At 52.0% G+C, this 18,040-nt stretch carries 16 protein-coding genes; 14 read left to right on the top strand and 2 right to left on the bottom strand.

From position 1 onward, the window contains the following. Positions 1 to 136: 136 nt before the first annotated feature. The gene (locus PUE40_RS05925; protein WP_277672187.1) at positions 137 to 1,429 is read left to right on the top strand and encodes an IS30 family transposase; all 1,293 of its coding nucleotides are present in this window, start codon (positions 137 to 139) and stop codon (positions 1,427 to 1,429) included. Positions 1,430 to 1,760: 331 nt separating this feature from the next. On the opposite strand, the gene PUE40_RS05930 is transcribed toward PUE40_RS05925, so the two are convergent. Further along, positions 1,761 to 3,125, bottom strand: a complete 1,365-nt coding sequence (locus tag PUE40_RS05930) for a YjiH family protein (protein ID WP_277672188.1) — start codon at positions 3,123 to 3,125, stop codon at positions 1,761 to 1,763. Between the two features lie 420 nt (positions 3,126 to 3,545). Here PUE40_RS05930 and thiC point away from each other — a divergent pair, with 420 nt between their 5' ends. From thiC to PUE40_RS05965, 7 genes are all read left to right on the top strand, one after another. Further along, positions 3,546 to 4,835 (top strand): phosphomethylpyrimidine synthase ThiC, encoded by a 1,290-nt coding sequence (thiC, locus tag PUE40_RS05935; RefSeq protein WP_334298697.1) that lies wholly within the window; start codon positions 3,546 to 3,548, stop codon positions 4,833 to 4,835. Positions 4,836 to 4,977: 142 nt separating this feature from the next. Next, a complete protein-coding gene (gene thiS, locus PUE40_RS05940; RefSeq protein ID WP_154553535.1) occupies positions 4,978 to 5,172 on the top strand; it encodes a sulfur carrier protein ThiS in 195 nt (64 codons plus the stop codon). A 109-nt stretch (positions 5,173 to 5,281) separates the two neighbouring features. Continuing rightward, complete coding sequence (locus PUE40_RS05945) at positions 5,282 to 6,052, top strand: thiazole synthase (RefSeq protein ID WP_154553536.1); 771 nt, start codon at positions 5,282 to 5,284, stop codon at positions 6,050 to 6,052. A 10-nt stretch (positions 6,053 to 6,062) separates the two neighbouring features. After that, complete coding sequence (thiH, locus tag PUE40_RS05950; protein WP_154553537.1) at positions 6,063 to 7,316, top strand: 2-iminoacetate synthase ThiH; 1,254 nt, start codon at positions 6,063 to 6,065, stop codon at positions 7,314 to 7,316. Further along, entirely contained in the window at positions 7,300 to 7,947 is a 648-nt protein-coding gene (locus PUE40_RS05955; protein ID WP_277672190.1) for a thiamine phosphate synthase, read from the top strand. The genes thiH and PUE40_RS05955 overlap by 17 nt, the downstream gene beginning before the upstream one ends. Before the next feature lie 32 nt (positions 7,948 to 7,979). Further along, positions 7,980 to 8,741 (top strand): HesA/MoeB/ThiF family protein, encoded by a 762-nt coding sequence (locus tag PUE40_RS05960; RefSeq protein WP_277672191.1) that lies wholly within the window; start codon positions 7,980 to 7,982, stop codon positions 8,739 to 8,741. A gap of 5 nt (positions 8,742 to 8,746) precedes the next feature. Next, positions 8,747 to 10,702: a RyR domain-containing protein gene (locus tag PUE40_RS05965; RefSeq protein ID WP_277672192.1), complete on the top strand. Its 1,956-nt coding sequence runs from the start codon at positions 8,747 to 8,749 to the stop codon at positions 10,700 to 10,702. 81 nt (positions 10,703 to 10,783) lie between these two features. Here the strand turns inward: PUE40_RS05965 and PUE40_RS05970 are convergent, their stop codons facing one another. Beyond that, entirely contained in the window at positions 10,784 to 11,335 is a 552-nt protein-coding gene (locus PUE40_RS05970) for a transcription repressor NadR (RefSeq protein WP_154553541.1), read from the bottom strand. 166 nt (positions 11,336 to 11,501) lie between these two features. Between PUE40_RS05970 and PUE40_RS05975 the strand changes: the two genes are divergently transcribed. The 6 genes from PUE40_RS05975 (at position 11,502) to PUE40_RS06000 (ending at position 18,019) form a co-directional block, all read left to right on the top strand. After that, the gene (locus PUE40_RS05975; RefSeq protein WP_277672193.1) at positions 11,502 to 13,271 is read left to right on the top strand and encodes a Na/Pi cotransporter family protein; all 1,770 of its coding nucleotides are present in this window, start codon (positions 11,502 to 11,504) and stop codon (positions 13,269 to 13,271) included. Positions 13,272 to 13,439: 168 nt separating this feature from the next. Continuing rightward, positions 13,440 to 14,456 carry a serine O-acetyltransferase gene (locus tag PUE40_RS05980; RefSeq protein WP_235898155.1) on the top strand — a complete coding sequence of 339 codons (1,017 nt, stop codon included), beginning with the start codon at positions 13,440 to 13,442 and terminating at the stop codon, positions 14,454 to 14,456. 90 nt (positions 14,457 to 14,546) lie between these two features. Beyond that, a complete protein-coding gene (locus PUE40_RS05985) occupies positions 14,547 to 15,872 on the top strand; it encodes a uracil-xanthine permease family protein (RefSeq protein WP_277672194.1) in 1,326 nt (441 codons plus the stop codon). 167 nt (positions 15,873 to 16,039) lie between these two features. After that, a complete protein-coding gene (locus PUE40_RS05990) occupies positions 16,040 to 16,540 on the top strand; it encodes a hypothetical protein (RefSeq protein WP_277672195.1) in 501 nt (166 codons plus the stop codon). A gap of 14 nt (positions 16,541 to 16,554) precedes the next feature. Then, a complete protein-coding gene (gene dut, locus PUE40_RS05995; protein WP_154553545.1) occupies positions 16,555 to 16,989 on the top strand; it encodes a dUTP diphosphatase in 435 nt (144 codons plus the stop codon). A gap of 7 nt (positions 16,990 to 16,996) precedes the next feature. Next, on the top strand, positions 16,997 to 18,019 hold the full coding sequence (locus PUE40_RS06000) for a deoxyguanosinetriphosphate triphosphohydrolase (protein ID WP_154553546.1): 1,023 nt from the start codon (positions 16,997 to 16,999) through the stop codon (positions 18,017 to 18,019). Positions 18,020 to 18,040: the final 21 nt, after the last annotated feature.

The following is an 18,040-nucleotide window of genomic DNA, read 5'->3' on the forward strand; positions in this document are numbered from 1 at the left end:
TGTCTGTCCACACGCTTTTCCATGACCCTACGCCGGTTATCCATAAATCCACAGCTCATAGTGTTCCTTTTAATACCTCCGTTTTGTATAATTTTTATACCTTTTGGATGACGGAACCAGAAAGGAGGACTACACTATGTCCAAAGGTAAACATCTCACCCTCGATGATCGTAAATCTATCCAGATGGGTCTGCAAGAAGGACGCAATTTTCAAGAAATCGCACGCGAAATTGGTAAAAATCCGTCAACAGTTTCCAAAGAAATCCGAAAGCACAGAATTGCACGACGAACAGCTTCATTTAATCCATGCAGTAAATCTAAGGATTGTTACCATGACAGAGATATTTGTTCTCCGTGTCGTCGGTATTACCATGGATATTGCCGTAGATGCCCGGTTGCGAAATGCTATGAAATTTGTCCGGATTTCTCGCAACAGATTTGCCGTCATGTAAAATCCGCACCATATGTCTGCAATGGCTGTAGCGAGCGTCGCGTGTGCAAGCTCGAGCGTTACATGTATGATGCGTACGAAGCACAGAAAACGTATGAAAAAACTCTTAGCGAAAGCCGTACAGGGTTTGCCATTTCATATGAAGAGCTTAAGCGCTTAGACGATTTAATATCACCGCTTATCCGTCAGGGCCAATCCATCCATCACATATGCCAAAGCAACAAGGATCTAATCATGTGTGATGAGAAGACCATCTACAATTATATTGATGCCAATCTCCTTTCGGTTGGCAACCTCGATCTCCCGAGGAAAGTCCGGTATAGAGTCAGAAAGAAGAAGCGCGCCGTCCAGGTAGACAAGCAGTGCTACGTTGGCCGTACTTATGAAGACATCCGGACATTCCTTGCTGCATGTCCGGATGTTGCCGTCAATGAAATGGACTCTGTTGAAGGTCGTAAAGGTGGTAAGGTATTGCTCACAATTTATTTCAGGAACTGTGAACTCATGCTTGCATTCATACGCGATGCCAACACAGCCCGTTCTGTAACAGATATATTCAACTGGCTCGATCAAACACTTGGGCGCGAAGCTTTCAAGAAACTCTTTCAAGTGATGCTCACTGATCGAGGAAGTGAGTTCACTGATCCCTTGTCCATCGAGTGTGATGAGAACGGCGAGATACGTACAAGAGTCTTCTACTGTGACCCTCAGCGACCAGACCAGAAAGGTGGCTGTGAGGTCACACATGAGATGATCCGCAGGATTCTTCCCAAAGGAACCAGCTTCGATCATCTGACTCAGTCGGATATTGATCTTATGATGAGCCATATTAACTCGTATGCAAGAAAGAAGCTGAACAACCAGTCTCCATACCAGTTGTTCAGCTTCTTCTACGGAGAAGACCTATTATCCCTATTACATATTAATCAGATCTCTCCTAACGACATTAATCTTACCCCAAAGTTGCTGAAAAGGTAAGTACTGTCGCGATATTTTTCCGTCATTCAAAAGATAAAGTTCATATATTTCTGTGCGGAAGTTAATTTTGCAAATTAGATATACGATTTTCTCCCGCTCACTTTGCGTGCGCCATTTACAAACTATCCTTCCGTATTCGCCATATTTGCACGGTATTTTCACTATTTACTCTAATTTTACCCCCCATACCAGAATTTACTTTTGCAAAGCTGAAAGTTTTTTGCTGAACTGGAACTTACTTTTTCAATTCACCACGCAGAAAAAGAAAAACGCATCCGGAGGAAATATCGAATATCCTTCGGATGCGTTTTCTAATTCAAAATCTCTGAAATTAGAACAACAGATGGGCAATCGGGCAGACGATTGCCAGGGAAATAATGGTTCGCTCCAGGAAGATGAGGAACAGTTCGAACAGGTTGATCGGCAGCTTGGAGCTGAGAATCAGTCCGCCTACTTCGTCCAAGAAAAGTACCTGGGTTACGGAAACCACCGCAACGATGAACCGAGTCATCGGAACCGCATTGGTGCCGGCGATGATTACCGATGGGGTGAACATATCGGTGAAGCCGACCACCATGGTGGAAGCCGCCGCAGCGACATCCGGCACCTGCAGGGCGCTGAGAAGCGGACGGAACGGCATGCCCAGCCAGTCGAAGACCGGAGTGTAGTTGGCCACCACAAGGGCTGCGGTACCGATGCACATAACGGTTGGCAGGACGCCGAACCACATGTTCAGGCAGTTTTTTGCGCCGTTTCTGAAGAATTCGCCAACACCTTTGTGGGCTGCGGCTCTTTTCATAGCCAAGTGCAGGCCGTACTCTTTCGAAGAAGTAAAACCTTCCGGCAGCGTTTCAGGCATGGCGTTGCCCGGAATCAGATAATCGTTCGGCTTTTTCCGCAATGGATAGATTCTCGGACAGATTACCGCGCAGACGATTCCAATCAGGCAGATTATTAAGTAGTAGATGCCGAAATACTGGGTCAAATCCACTTGAGCCAGTACCACCATGGAGAAGGTGATGGATACGGCGGAAAAGCAGGTGGAAATGATGGATGCTTCTTTTGTGGAATAGTAGCCGCCCTCGTACTGATTGCAGGTGAGCATAACTCCAAGCGTGCCGTCACCGATCCAGGAGGTGATGCAGTCTACCGCCGCACGGCCCGGAACCTGGAACAGGGGACGCATAAACTTCGTCAGCAGGGCACCCACGAATTCCAGAAGACCGAAATCCAGCAGCAGCGGAAGCAGGAAGGAGGCAATCAGGAAGATGATGACCAATCCCACGATGAGGCCGAGAGCCATTCCGCCCTGATCCGGACCGGTAATGGCACCGATGAATTTCGAAAATCCCCGCCCCTGTTCATTTCCAAGATTGAAGTAGGCCAGCCAGCAGAAGATGCATCCAAGCACACGGGTGGCCGCCCAGAACGGCGTGCAGCAGAACGCTTCCTTTAAGAGCGTATTTTCCATGATGAATTTCGGTTTGGCGAAAGCCATCAGGCACAGTACGGCCGAAACGGTCAGGATGAACAGGCAGAGACCGGGCAGGATGCTTTCGGCGATTGCAGAAATCCAGTCCGCGATGATTTTGACGGCGATGGTCCAGCTTCCGTCCACCTTGATTGGAATCATGAACAGGAAGATTCCGACGACGGAAGGCACAATGAACCGCGCCTTGCTAACGTTCTTTTCCATAATAATATTTTCCTCTCTCTTTCTTTGTTCGCAGCGGTTATGTATTATAACCCGTACAATGTGAAATTATACATGAGCATGAATATCATTACAATCCGTAAACGGAAATTAATTGACAGAATTTGGAATCGTGATACAATGGAACTGCAGTAAAAAAACATACGGGGAGCTGGAAGCAACCGGCTGAGAGGAAGGAATACTTCGACCCATAACCTGATTTGGATAATGCCAACGGAGGGAAGATAAGATCGTGAAACCCACGGATTACCGGAACGAAAGTTGGTAATCCGTGGGTTTTATTGCAGGCGGCAGACCGGGAGCACCACTTTCTGCCGCGGTAGAAAAAATTGTTCATTTGAATCCGGCAAAAATTGCCGGAAGAAAGTAAGGAGGATTATTTTGAGCAATTACACGACACAGATGGATGCTGCAAGAAAAGGCATTGTGACGGAGCAGATCCGTACCGTTGCGGCAAAGGAAAACATGGATGTCGAGGCGCTTATGAAACTTGTTGCAGAAGGAAAGGTTGCTATTCCGGCGAACAAGAGACATGAGTGCTTATCGGCAGAAGGTGTGGGAAGCATGCTTCGCACCAAGATCAATGTCAACCTCGGCGTATCCAGAGACTGCAAAGACTACGACATTGAGATGCAAAAGGTGATGAGCGCAGTGGACTTGGGCGCCGAAGCGATTATGGACCTGTCCAGCCACGGAAACACTCAGCCGTTCCGCCAGAAGCTCACATCGGAATGCCCGGTAATGATCGGAACCGTCCCGGTATACGACAGTGTCATTCACTATCAGAGAGACCTGGCCACACTGACGGCACAGGATTTCGTGGATGTTGTCCGCCTTCACGCAGAGGACGGTGTAGACTTCGTCACACTGCACTGCGGAATCACTCGGAAAACCATCGAGCAGATTCGGAAACACAAGAGAAAGATGAACATCGTCAGCCGTGGCGGAAGTCTTGTTTTTGCATGGATGTGCATGACCGGAAACGAGAACCCGTTCTACGAATACTACGATGAAATCCTGGACATTTGTGAGGAGTACGACGTTACCGTATCCCTGGGAGACGCTTGCCGTCCAGGATGTCTGGCCGACGCAACCGACGTATGCCAGATTGAGGAGCTGGTTCGTCTGGGCGAGCTCACCAAGAGAGCGTGGGATCACAACGTACAGGTAATGGTGGAAGGTCCGGGACACGTTCCGCTGGATCAGGTTGCAGCCAACATGAAGGTGCAGCAGAGCATCTGCATGGGCGCTCCGTTCTACGTACTGGGACCGCTGGTGACCGATATCGCACCGGGATACGACCACATCACCGCTGCAATCGGTGGTGCCGTAGCAGCCATGAACGGCGCGGCATTCCTGTGCTACGTAACACCGGCAGAGCACCTGGCGCTGCCGAACGTGGAAGACACCAAGCAGGGCATCATCGCCTCCAAAATCGCCGCTCACGCGGCGGATATCGCCAAAGGCATTCCGAATGCGCGGGATATCGACGATAAGATGGCCGATGCCAGAAGAGAATTGGATTGGGATGCGCAGTTCGAGTGCGCCCTGGATCCGGAAACGGCGAAAGCCATCCGGGACGACCGTTCCCCGGAAGAAGATCACAGCGAAACCTGCAGCATGTGCGGTAAGTTCTGTGCGGTACGGAGCATGAACAAGGCTCTGTCCGGAGAATACATCGATATTCTCTAAGTTCTCATAAGAGGAAGTGCCGACTATTCGGTAAAAACAAGTGCGGTGCTGCGGCGGCTTCCGAGCCCCGGAGCATCGCCAAATGAAGACGAAAACAAGCAATCTGGATGCGCCGATTCTGTAAGTGAAGGAGGTGAAAGGGATGAAAATCAACGGGGAAGATCGGAAATTCGACAGACCCATGACCGTAGCGGAGATGCTGGAAGCGGAAGGCTACAAGAGAACCGCCGTTGCGGTGGAAGTGAATCTGGAAATCGTGCCGAAGACGGCCTACGACACAAGGGTTCTTCAGGAAGACGATGCCATCGAAGTGGTGAAATTCATGGGTGGCGGCTAAGCCGGACACCGATGACGAACGAATCTTTTTTTTATAGATAATCCCTAAAAACAATGATGCGGAACGTGCCAGTCACTTCCGGACCGATGCAGGAGAAAGGTGCATTCAAATGAAAGACGATAAATTAGTAATTGGCGGAAAAGAATTTAATTCGAGATTTATTCTGGGCTCCGGAAAGTACAGCCTGGATCTCATTAAGGCAGCGGTGGAGAATGCCGGTGCAGAGCTGATCACCGTGGCCGTTCGCCGGGCCAACACGAAGGACAGCGAGAATATTTTGGACTACATCCCGAAGAACATCACCCTGCTGCCGAATACCTCCGGTGCGCGGACGGCGGAAGAAGCGGTTCGTATTGCCAGACTGGGCAGAGAGCTGGGATGCGGAGATTTTGTAAAGGTGGAGATTATGCGGGACAGCAAGTACCTGCTGCCGGACAACCAGGCGACGGTGGAAGCGACGGAGATTCTGGCGAAGGAAGGGTTCATCGTCATGCCGTACATGTATCCGGATCTGAATACCGCAAGAGATCTGGTGAATGCCGGTGCCGCTGCGGTAATGCCGCTGGCTTCCCCGATCGGATCCAACAAGGGTCTGGCAACGAAGGAATTTATCCAGATTCTGATTGATGAGATTGAACTTCCGATTATCGTGGATGCGGGAATCGGCAGACCGTCTCAGGCATGTGAAGCCATGGAGATGGGTGCGGCGGCAATCATGGCCAACACCGCTTTGGCAACCGCCGGCGATGTTCCGCAGATGGCCAGTGCATTCGGTAAAGCCGTAGAGGCCGGAAGAGAAGCATACCTGGCCGGTCTGGGAAGAGTCCTTACCAGAGGCGCATCCGCTTCCGATCCGCTGACCGGATTCCTGCGGAACTAAGGGGTGCTTTATGGAAAATGATTTTTTGGTGGATTCCGAGCATCTGTCTCCCGCCGCTCTGGAGAAGAAACATCGTCTGGAGAACGACCCGTCCTCTCGAATCGATCACATGAAGTATCTGGAGGGAATGGATCAGATTGATCCGTCCCTCCGCCTTCGGGTGATGAAGGAAATGGCGGAATACGACCCGTCTGAGTACACGGTACGGGACGTGCAAAGGGCTTTGGAGCAGGAGACCTGTTCCGTTGAGGATCTGAAGGCACTGCTGTCGCCGGCAGCGGAGCCGTTCCTGGAGCAAATGGCTCGCCGGGCCAACCGGGTGACTTCCCGTCACTTCGGAAATTCCGTGAACATCTTCACGCCGCTGTACATCGCCAACTACTGCGAGAACTACTGCGTGTACTGCGGATTCAACTGCTACAACCACATTCGGAGACTGAAACTGGATTCGGAACAGATTGAGCACGAGATGAAGGTCATCGCAGATACCGGAATTGAGGAGATTTTGCTGCTGACCGGCGAGTCTCCGGTAAAAAGCGATGTGAAGTACATCGGCGAGGCCTGCAAGCTGGCGAAGAAGTATTTCCGGAACGTGGGCATCGAAATATATCCGGTGAACGTGGACGATTATCGGTATTTGCACGAATGCGGGGTGGATTACGTCACCGTATTCCAGGAGACCTACGATTCCGATCGCTACGAGCAGCTGCATCTGGCCGGCAACAAGAGAATCTGGCCGTACCGCTTTGAAGCCCAGGAGCGTGCGCTTATGGGCGGCATGAGAGGCGTTGGAATGTCTGCATTGCTGGGGCTGTCGGATTTCCGAAAGGATGCCTTTGCCACGGCGCTGCACGCCTGTCTGCTGCAGAGAAAATATCCCCATGCGGATATTTCCATCTCCTGCCCGAGACTGCGTCCAATCGTAAACAACGACAAAATCAATCCGAAGGATGTGCACGAGACCCAGCTTTGCCAGATTCTGTGCGCATACCGGATTTTCCTGCCGTTTGCGCAGATTGTGGTATCCTCCCGAGAGAGCCGCTCTTTCCGAGACGGGATTACCCGGATTGCGGCTACCAAGGTTTCCGCCGGGGTATCTACCGGAATCGGCGACCATGAAGAGAAGTATACCGGAAAGAAGGGAGAAGCGGAGGGCGACGAGCAGTTCGATATCGACGACGATCGGAGCCTGGAGGAGATGTACCGAGATCAGGAGGCGGCCGGCCTTCAGCCGGTGATGAACGATTATGTGTACGTGCAGTAATCCGAAAATTTTGGTAATCACCAGCCGGAAGCGGTTTGAGGGGGAAGCGGACTTCTTGAAACAGATTGAGAAAATTGCTGCGGCGAAGCCATTCGGGATCGTGCTTCGGGAGAAGGATCTGCCGGTAAAAGAATATTCGGAGCTGGCTCGGCAGGTCCGGGACATCTGCCGGAGTGCCGATACTTCGCTGATTGTTCACAGTCACCCGGCGGTGGCGCGGGAGCTGGGCATCCCGGCGCTGCACATGCCGCTGGATGCCTTGGAAAAGATGAGTTCGGAGGAACGGAAGGAATTCGAGGTGCTGGGTGCGTCCTGCCACTCCGTGGAGGATGTGCTTCGGGCAAAAGCTTTTGGATGCGATTATGTGACGGCCGGGCATGTGTATGCAACGGACTGCAAACCGGGCCTGCCGCCTCGCGGCGCAGACTTCCTGGCGGAAGTCTGCGGTCCGGCCGCCCCCATGCCGGTGTTTGCCCTGGGCGGCCTGACCCCGGCCCGCGCACCGGAGGTGCGGCGGGCCGGAGCCGCGGGCTTCGCCATGATGAGCTCCGCCATGGATGCGGAGAACCCGGCGGAACTGTTCCGAAAGTACTCGGAATCCGATTCCTTTTCCGAACAAGGAATGATATAATGAAATCATAGAACGCAAAAGGGGAGCTAGAGATGATAACAGCGGAAGAAAAAGAACGGTATTCCCGTCAGCTTCTGATCCCGGAATGGGGAGAGGAAGCCCAGGAAAAATTAAAAGCGGCAAAAGTGCTGATAATCGGAGCCGGGGGCCTGGGGTCCCCGGCCTCCCTGTATTTGACAGCAGGAGGAGTGGGAACCATCGGAATCGTGGATGGAGATGCAGTGGACCGCTCCAACCTTCAGCGTCAGATTCTCCACGGGACGGGGAATCTTGGACAGCCCAAGGTGGAATCCGCCGCAGAGACCCTTCGGGATTTGAATCCCAATGTGGAGATTATTCCCATTCACCGGATGGTCACCCGGGAGAACATCGGAGAGTTGATTGAAGACTATGATTTTATTCTGGATGCCACGGACAATTACCATACCAAATTCCTGATTAACGACGGCTGTGTGGAGAAGGGAAAACCCTACAGCCATGCGGGAATTCTGGGACTGAACGGACAACTGATGACTTACGTACCGGGAAAAGGACCTTGCTACCGGTGTATTTTTGGGGAAGAACCGAAACCGGGAGAAGCGCCGACGGCGAAAGAAGGGGGCGTCATCGGACCCATTGCCGGAATCGTGGGATCTTTTCAGGCGGCCGAAGCGATGAAATACATCACCGGAGTGGGACGACTCCTCACCGGGAAAATGCTCACCTTTGATCTTTTGACCGGACGCATTCGGGAAGTTCCTTTGCCGGATGCCAATCCGGAATGCACGGCTTGCGGAAGCCGACGGAAAGGATAGAGATTATGTTTAAAGACCCTAAATGTTATGTGGAATACGTTCCTGGGAAGAGCTTTAAGGAGGCTTTTGCCAACGACCGAATTCCCCTTCTGTCCATGCACCGGCTTCGGGGTATGGATTACCGGATTACTCGGAAGATTTCTTATGAGCGGACGGTGAACGACTTTCTGTTGGTGCTGAACGTAAACGATTCCATGCGTTCCCTTCGGAATCGGCAGGATATGGTGGTCCTGCTGAACGAACAGGGGGCCTTGATTCGGGAGGACGGACAGTGGACCCTGTATTTTACGCCGGACGAATTCGAACGTTCGACTCTGTCGGATGAGGACTCCTTGATTCCGGTTCTGGCGATTCTGGAAGAAAAATGGGCCTCCGGAAAGCTGGCACGCTGCCGGATTCCGAATCGCAGTTTGAAAACCCTGGTGGCCAACACCGCGCCGTTCTCCATTCTGGATGAATACTGCAAATCCCAGCCGGGACAGTATCTGGCGGTGGCGAAACAGATTGTCACCGACGGACCGGATGAGCTGCTGCACCGCGTTCCGGTATGCCGGTACAAAAACCTCACCACCGTGGATGTGCGGGAAATCGAGAATTACAACACCGTCAAGATGCTGCTGGACGATTATGCGGAACAGTGCGAGGCGGCAGATCTGGGCGAGTGTATCCAGCCTTTGTCCATCGCCGTTTTCGGCTATCCGGGCTCCGGCAAATCCTTCGGCGTGAAGCAGATTGCGGAAACCAGCGGAAATTTTGCGGTGTATGCCATCAACCTGTCTCAGATTGAAAAGCCGGCCGCCCTCTTTGAGGCGCTGGACGAGGCGCTGTCCAACGCGGAGGGCAGCATCCCGCTGGTGTTCTTCGACGAATTTGATTCCGACCGGGAGGGAATCAACCGCGGCTGGCTCCGGTACTTCCTGGCACCGATGCAGGACGGAGAATACTCCCTGTGGGGCAAAACCAAGAAAATCAACAAGGCGGTATTCGTCTTCGCCGGCGGAACCGCGCATTCCTTCAATGATTTTCTGCCGGGGGATGATGAAGAGCGAATTGCGGAGTTCCAGCGGGTAAAGGGCCCGGATTTCGTCAGCCGCCTGAAGGGCATTCTGAATATCCGAGGCCTGAATCCGGATTGTAAGACGGACCGCAGCCATATCATCCGCCGGGCGATGCTCCTTCGCCAGCAGATTATTCGCCGGATTCCTTCAGTGTACGATGAGGAGACCGGTAAGGTAAACATCTCCAACGGACTTCTTTCCGCACTCCTTCGGGTGTCGGAATACCGTCACGGAGCCCGCTCTTTGGAATTCATCCTGGCCATGTGCCGGCTGTCTCACGTGAGCCGATTCACGCCGTCCAACTTGCCCATGAACACCCAGCTGGATATCCATCTGAACGTGGCGGATTTCGAACGAAAGCTCACCTTCGAGCAGATCCTTGGGAGCATGGTGGAGAAATACGCCTTTATTTCCCACGAAGAATATCGGAAGCGCCGACTTCGGGAGGTGTCCATGAAACTGGCAAATGAAAGCGATAACCTGAATCCGAAAGCACTGGATCGCATCTGGGAAGAAGAGGAAATGGCGGACTGGGAGGACCTGGACGAGTTCTTCAAGGAAGGTTACCGTTCCCGCATTCGCTTTCTGGGAGAGCATCTGGTGCAGTTCGATGCGGTGCTGGGCATCCGGCCGATTGTGCCGAATGCTGTGGACACCATTCGGGAACTGTACGGTCCGGACCTGGAGCTGCTGTCGGAAATCGAACATCGCCGCTGGGTAAAGGACAAGCTGGAGGACGGCTGGACCGCCGGGGTGAAGGATTCCGAGCTGAAGCATTCGCCGGAGCTGGTTCCGTACGACGAACTGCCGGAAAGCACCAAAGCCTTCATCCGAAAAGAAATCCGTGAAGTCCCAAAACTACTAAAATCCGTGGGATACGAGCTTTACCGAAAATCCTATTAAATCTCATAAAAAAAGATGCCATGCCGAATCCTTGGGTATGGCGTCTTTTTCCTATTCTGTTCAATTCAATTCTATTCTATCCTATTCTTCCGGTGGTCCGAAATGCACCGGTTCTTCCGGCTGCAGCGGCGCCAGATAATTGTTTTTCTGAAGTTCCTCCTGGATGACATCCAAAATCTCCTCGCTGTCTGCCATTACGGTATGGTAGTGGTAGCCGGAGGTGGAGCGGGAAAGCAATCTGCTTTTACCCCCGTGCATCTCCGCCATGTAATGGGAGACGTCCAGGCGGGAGCGGATGTTCAGTTCACCGCGAACCACGCCGTACACCCGGTGGTAGATAAAAACATCTTTGATGGTGCCGCCCAGATCCACAATTCGGGTGAGTTCGTCTTCCACTTCATCTTCCGTGTGGATGACCTTAAAGACGCGAGTCGCCCGGCCGGTGCTTCGCTCCAATAGGTAGCCCCGGTTGGTGGGAGTGATGTGAATGCCTTGAGCCCGAAGCAGGGCGATGTCCTGCACAATGACCTGCCGGCTGACTCCGAAGGTTTTGGCCAGGGCGCTGCCGGAGATGGCACGGCCGCTGTTCTGTAATTTCTGAAGTATTTCGGATCGTCGAATTTCGCCGTTCATGAGGCGCCTCCTTTTCAAGTTCTGTCGGGTTCTTTGTTTCTATTATACACCATCGAGGCTTGTTCGTGGGACTTTACAAAGATTTGATGTTTGATTTACATCTCGCTGATAGTTGTAAAATCCATTCTCCGCTACAATAACCGTAGAAGAACAGGAGGATAGAAAAATGAACGAGACTTTACAGACGTTATTCGGTCTGCTGGGAGGACTGGCGATTTTCCTTTACGGAATGAATAAAATGAGCGATGCCCTTCAGAAGGCGGCCGGAGATAAGATGAAGCGGATTCTGGGATTCCTGACCAAAAACCCGGTAATGGGTGTTTTGGCCGGCGCACTGGTAACGACAGTGCTCCAGAGCAGTTCCGCCACCACCGTTATGATTATCGGATTCGTCAGCGCCGGGCTGATCAGCATGCCCCAGGCGATTTCAGTGATCTTCGGTGCCAACATCGGTACCACAATGACGGCACAGTTGCTGGCGTTTAAGCTCAGCGACTACATCTACCCGATCATTTTTATCGGTTTTATCATGTACTTCATCTCGAAGAAAGACAAAATCAAACAAATCGGCATGGTGATCTTCTCCTTCGGGCTGCTGTTCGAAGGAATTGAAATCATGGGCAGCGTGATGAAGCCGCTGGCAACCAGCGATGTGTTCATCCAGCTGATGGGTCAGGTAAAAGATATGCCGATTCTGGGCGTCGCCCTGGGAACCGTGATGACCCTGGTGGTACAGAGTAGTTCCGCTACCATCGCGGTGCTTCAGAACTTTGCTAGCCAGGCAGGACCGGACGGTGTCACCAGCATCATCGGATTGGCCGGTGCAATTCCGATTCTCTTGGGAGATAATATCGGCACCACCATCACCGCAGTCCTGGCATCTATCGGACAGTCCCGTGCCGCCAAGAGAGTTGCGGCGGCGCACTGTACCTTTAACATAACGGGAGCGGCAGTGGCGTTCTGCATCCTTCCGTACTTTGCAAAAATCGTACAGTACATTTCCACCAAAGGTCCGGAGGTGTCCGTCATATCCAGACAGATTGCCAATGCCCACACGCTGTTCAACGTAACGGTAACTCTGATCTGGCTGCCGCTGATCCCGCTGATGGTTCGTTGGGTCAGCTGGCTGATTAAGGGAGATCGGAAACCGGCAGAGAGTCTGGGAGAGCCGAAATTTCTGGACCGCCACGTGCTGACACAGCCGTCCGCTGCACTGTATCTGGTGTCCCGGGAAATCGGAAACGTTGCCAACCTGGTGGTGGACATGCTGCAGTCCGCAAAGGATATCGTGAAGAAATCGACGTCCACGGAAGAACAGACCCAGCTGCAGGATTTGTCTGCCGGCATTCGCGAACTTCATCAGAAGGTTTCCGAATACATCGTACAACTCTATGAAGAGAGTAAAATGAATGACACGCAGTCCGAGCAGGCGGCCGGACTTCTGGGAGTTGTCACCACGCTGAAGAGAATGGCGATTCGAAGCAACGAAATTCTGTCGCAGATTCACAGTATCATGAACAGCGGCCGAAACCTTTCCGGCATCGCCAGAGGGGAATTGGTGGAATGCTTTGAGGAGATTCAGCAATTCTTTATACTGGCCATGGATGCGGTAGCATATGACACGCCGATTTCCATGGAGCAGATTAACAAATCGAAGGCACAGCTCCGCCACTCGCAGAAGAGCTTCCGAAAGGCGCACCTGAAGAGAGTGCAGAACGGAGAATGCGATGCGGGATTGACGGATGATTTCAACGATATTATTTACAATATGGAACGTTTGGTGGACGATTGCGTGGAAATTGCCACCGAAGCGCAGGATAATGTGCATTTCGTACAGCGTTCCGAGGTCGGCGTCATTCTGCCGGATACGGTGGAATCGGAAGAAGGGTTGCCGGATGGACCGGCAGGCGCAGATTTCAGCAGTGTAAACGGGTAAATTATCGGATTCGGTTCCTGTAGTTCTATCCTGTAAGCTGAACCGATAGTTTAATACATTCGTAGAGGAAATGCACAATTTTGTGGCATTTCCTTTTTTTTATGAATAAAATATGTTACTATAGAACAAAATGTGTATGATTTAATGAAAGAAAGGGGAAAACGACCCATGGCGGGGAAGATAGCAAGGGCATATGAGGGCGCGGAGACTTACATTCCGATGCTGGATGATTGCAGCGATGAGGAGATGAATCTGGAAGTGGAGCAGGTCGTGGACGGAATTCTGAAGGATTACCAAAAGGGCCGGGATATCGACAATCTCAAGTTCTTCGAACAGCCGGACCGAGATCAGATTGTGGTGATTCTGGATGAGCTTCTGGCAGTGCTGTTTCCGGGATATTATCGGGAGAAGGTATACCATACGGTGCACACGGAGACCAAGATTTCCGTGATTATTGAAGACGTGATGTATCGTTTGCGGAAACAGATTGAGCTGGCACTTCTGTACGATGAACGGTATGCGGATGTGGACCGGGCGCAGCGGAAAAAGGCGGCCAAAAAAATCACGCTGGAGTTCTTCCGGCGGCTTCCGGAAATCCGGGAATATCTGGATACGGATATCGAGGCGACCTTTGAAGGCGACCCGGCAGCCAACAGCAAACACGAAATTGTTTTATCGTACCCTGGAATTCTGGCGACGGCAATCTATCGATTGGCCCACGGCCTGCAGCGCTTGAATGTACCGCTGATTCCTCGTATGATGACGGAATACTCCCATACCCAGACGGGGGTGGATATCCATCCGGGAGCAAAAATCGGAAAGTATTTCTGCATCGACCATGCCACCGGCGTTGTTGTGGGATCCACTTCGGTGATCGGGGAACACGTGAAGGTCTATCAGGGCGTGACCATCGGCGCTCTGTCCACGAAGGATGGTCAGAAGATGCACGGAACCAAACGACATCCAACAATCGAGGATTATGTCACCCTGTACTCCGGCGCTTCGGTGCTGGGCGGCCGTACCGTAATCGGCGAGGGGGCGGTCATCGGCGGCAACGCATTCGTGACGAAGTCCGTGGATCCGCACACCACCGTTACCATTAAAACCCATGAGCTGGTGGTGGACCGAAAGAGCCACAAGAAGACCGACGAGAAAGAATTGGAACAGGATGACAGCTTAATTTAGAGCGTGCATGAAAATATATACAACAGATTTGCTTGAAATTGAAGTATAATGGCTGTTATATATTGTCGCTAAGAGAAGAAAGGGGAATTAATGAACAATTCAAAAGCTGATATTTCCAATATTTACAACCTGAACGGAAGAGTTCCGCTGGGAAAAGCGGTTCCGTTCGGATTGCAGCACATCCTGGCGATGTTCGTCGCGAATATCGCACCGCTGATCATCGTGGCAAACGCCTGCCACCTGGGGTCCGGTGAAACGGCCAAGCTGATTCAGACCACTATGGTGATTGCCGGAATCGGTACGTTGATTCAGCTGTTTCCGATATGGAAGGTGGGTTCGGGATTGCCGATTGTAATGGGCATCAGCTTTACGTTCGTGTCCGTAGCCTGCACCGTCGGCGCCCAGTATGGCTACAACGCTATCGTCGGCGCGGTAATCATCGGCGGCTTTATCGAGGGGACCATCGGTCTCTTCGCGAAATACTGGACCAAACTCATCACGCCGATTGTTTCGGCTAGCGTCGTAACAGCCATCGGATTTTCTTTGTTGTCTGTCGGTGCCTCTTCCTTCGGCGGCGGCAGCGGAAACGAGCGGTTCGGTTCGGCTCAGAACTGGATTCTGGGAACGGCAACACTGCTGAGCTGCCTGCTCTTTGATATGCTGGCGAAATCCTACTGGAAACAGCTGTCCGTACTTTTCGGATTGATCGTGGGTTATATCCTCGCTGTATTCATGGGGGCGGTGGATTTCTCCGCACTGCATGACACCGCAGCGGTAAGCCTTCCGTCCATCATGCCGTTCAAGCCGGTGTTCAAAGCCAGTGCCATCGTGTCCATGACATTGATTTTCCTGGTATCCGCCACGGAGACCATCGGCGATACCTCTGCGCTTACAATCTCCGGATTGAACCGGCCGGTAACGGTAAAGGAAACCGAAGGCTCTATCGCCTGTGACGGATATGCCAGCATGCTGTCCGGTATTCTGGGATGCCTTCCGGTCACTTCCTTCAGCCAGAACGTGGGACTGATTGCCATGACCAAAGTCGTGAACCGAATGGTCATCGGAGTAGGCGCCTGCATTATGATCCTGGCAGGAATATTTCCGTTCTTCGGGGCTGTGCTGGCGACCCTTCCGGATGCGGTACTAGGCGGCTGCACCATCATGATGTTTGGCAGCATCGTCGTAAGCGGAATGAAAATGATTGCGGCATGCGGTTTCGAACAGCGGAACATCACCATTGCGGCACTGTCTCTGGGAATCGGAATCGGTTTCACCCAGGTTCCGGAAATCTTCAGCGTATTCCCGCCAATCATCTACACCGTATTTGCGGAAAACTGCGTTGCGGTCGTATTCATCGTGGCGATAGTGGCAAACCTGATTCTGCCGAAGGACAGCGAAGCGGCGAAGGAGGAATAGTTCGAATACGAAAAACAAAAATTCTGTGCAAGCATCTCTCGAGGTGTCTGCACAGAATTTTTTTCATTAATTCTCTTGCTTTTTCCGATGTATTAGTGCTATAATGTAAAACTGAGAAATTTTAGGTGCATATTTTCCGTAAACGGAAAAAAGAGTAAGGAAAAAGGATGGATAAGACGGAATTTTACAACGTTCTGGATATTTCAGATCCGGAAGAGTTTACCTATTACGAGAACATGGCCTCCTTGCTGGAGGAGGATCAGACCATAGAAGAGAACCTGATTGACGACTTGCTTCGGGAGGTGGATTTCACCCGCTTTCGGGATTTGGCGAAATCCTATTTTGAAGAATTCCTCAACCGAGTACCGGACGAGGAGACGGACCTCTACTTCCTAGCGGACACCATGCGCCGTTCGGTGGTAGGGTGCGAAGATCCGAAAAGCCTGGCGGATGCCATTTACCGCTTCCGAAAGTGGTACATCGTAGAACCTTCGGTCATCGATCGAAATACCGGGGAGGAAATCTGCGTTCGGGATGCGCGGTACAATATCAGTGCGGCAGCGTTCCTGGGAGAGAAACCGGAATATGATTTCCACAAGGCCTACAACTACGAGATTGACGGCTATGATGTCTCCGTGCAGGATATGGTAGAGGGAACAGAGATATAGAAAGGAATCATCTGATGAAATTAAGAATAATTTCTGAGAGCGGAAACGTTCCGGCTTATGCCACAGAGGGTGCTTCCGGGATGGACCTAAAAGCCTATCTTCAGGAACCCATGGTGCTTCAGCCGATGGAACGTCGCCTGGTACCCACCGGAATCTATGTGGAAATTCCGCAGGGTTATGAAGGCCAGGTCCGGGCCAGATCCGGGTTGGCTATCAAGAAGGGCATCGGTCTGGTGAACGGAATCGGCACCATCGATTCCGACTACCGGGGAGAACTGAAGGTGCCGCTGATTAACTGGGGATCGGAACCGTTTGAAATTCAGAACGGAGACCGAATTGCTCAGCTGGTAATCGCAAAATACGAGCGAGTGGAAGTGGAAGTGACCACCGAGCTTCAGGATACCGTTCGCGGCGAAGGCGGTTTCGGTCACACAGGAATCAAGGGCTAGGATTACAATGAATTACCGGGAAGATATCGAGAAACGGGAATATGAAATATTGGATGCACGGGCGGCGAAAGCGGCGGAATCTCGAGGGCGGCAGATGGCGGAAGCGCCTTGCCGTTACCGGACGGATTTTCAGCGGGACCGGGATCGAATCATTCATTCCAAAGCGTTCCGGAGACTGGTGCACAAGACACAGGTTTTTTTGGCGCCGGAGGGAGATCACTATCGAACGCGGCTGACTCACACGTTGGAAGTTGCGCAGGTATCTCGAACGATTGCTCGGATTCTGAACTATAATGAGGACCTGACGGAGGCCATTGCCCTGGGGCATGACCTGGGACATACGCCCTTCGGTCACAACGGAGAGGCGATTCTGGACCGAGTCTATCCCGGCGGGTTCAAGCACCGCGAGCAAAGCCTTCGGGTGGTGGACCGATTGGAATCCTCTGCCAAGCGTCGGGGGCTGAATCTTACCACAGAGGTTCGGGACGGCATCCTGAATCACAGCGGACCGAATCTTCCTTTTACCATGGAGGGTCAGATTGTGCGCTTCAGCGATCGAATCGCTTATATCAATCACGATATTGACGATGCCATTCGAAGCGGTGTCATTTCCGAGAAGGACCTTCCGGAGAAGAACATCCGGGTGCTGGGGCGAACCCATTCGAATCGAATCAACAATCTGATCGACAACCTGGTACACGCCAGTGCCGATCAAGACCGCATTCAGCTCAGCCCGTCTTTTCAGGAGGCGTTGGATGAACTTCGGGAATTCATGTTTCGAAATGTCTATGACAGCGCTCGGGTAAAAAGAGCGGAGGACATGAACAAGGTGGAGATGGTGATTCGTCAGCTGTATGATTATTTCTGCAGTAATCCGGACCGCATGCCGGACCTGTACCGGGAAATTGCCGGAGAAGACGGGAGATCAGAAGCGGTAAAGGATTACATTTCCGGGATGACGGATCGATACGCGATTTCTCTGTATTCGGATCTGTTCGTACCGAAAGCCTGGACGGATTACAAGGGGTAGCCGGAGAATGTAGGAGGAAAG

It is taken from the genome of Mogibacterium kristiansenii, from assembly GCF_029224645.1.
GTDB classification, from domain to species: Bacteria; Bacillota; Clostridia; order Peptostreptococcales; family Anaerovoracaceae; genus Mogibacterium_A; species Mogibacterium_A kristiansenii.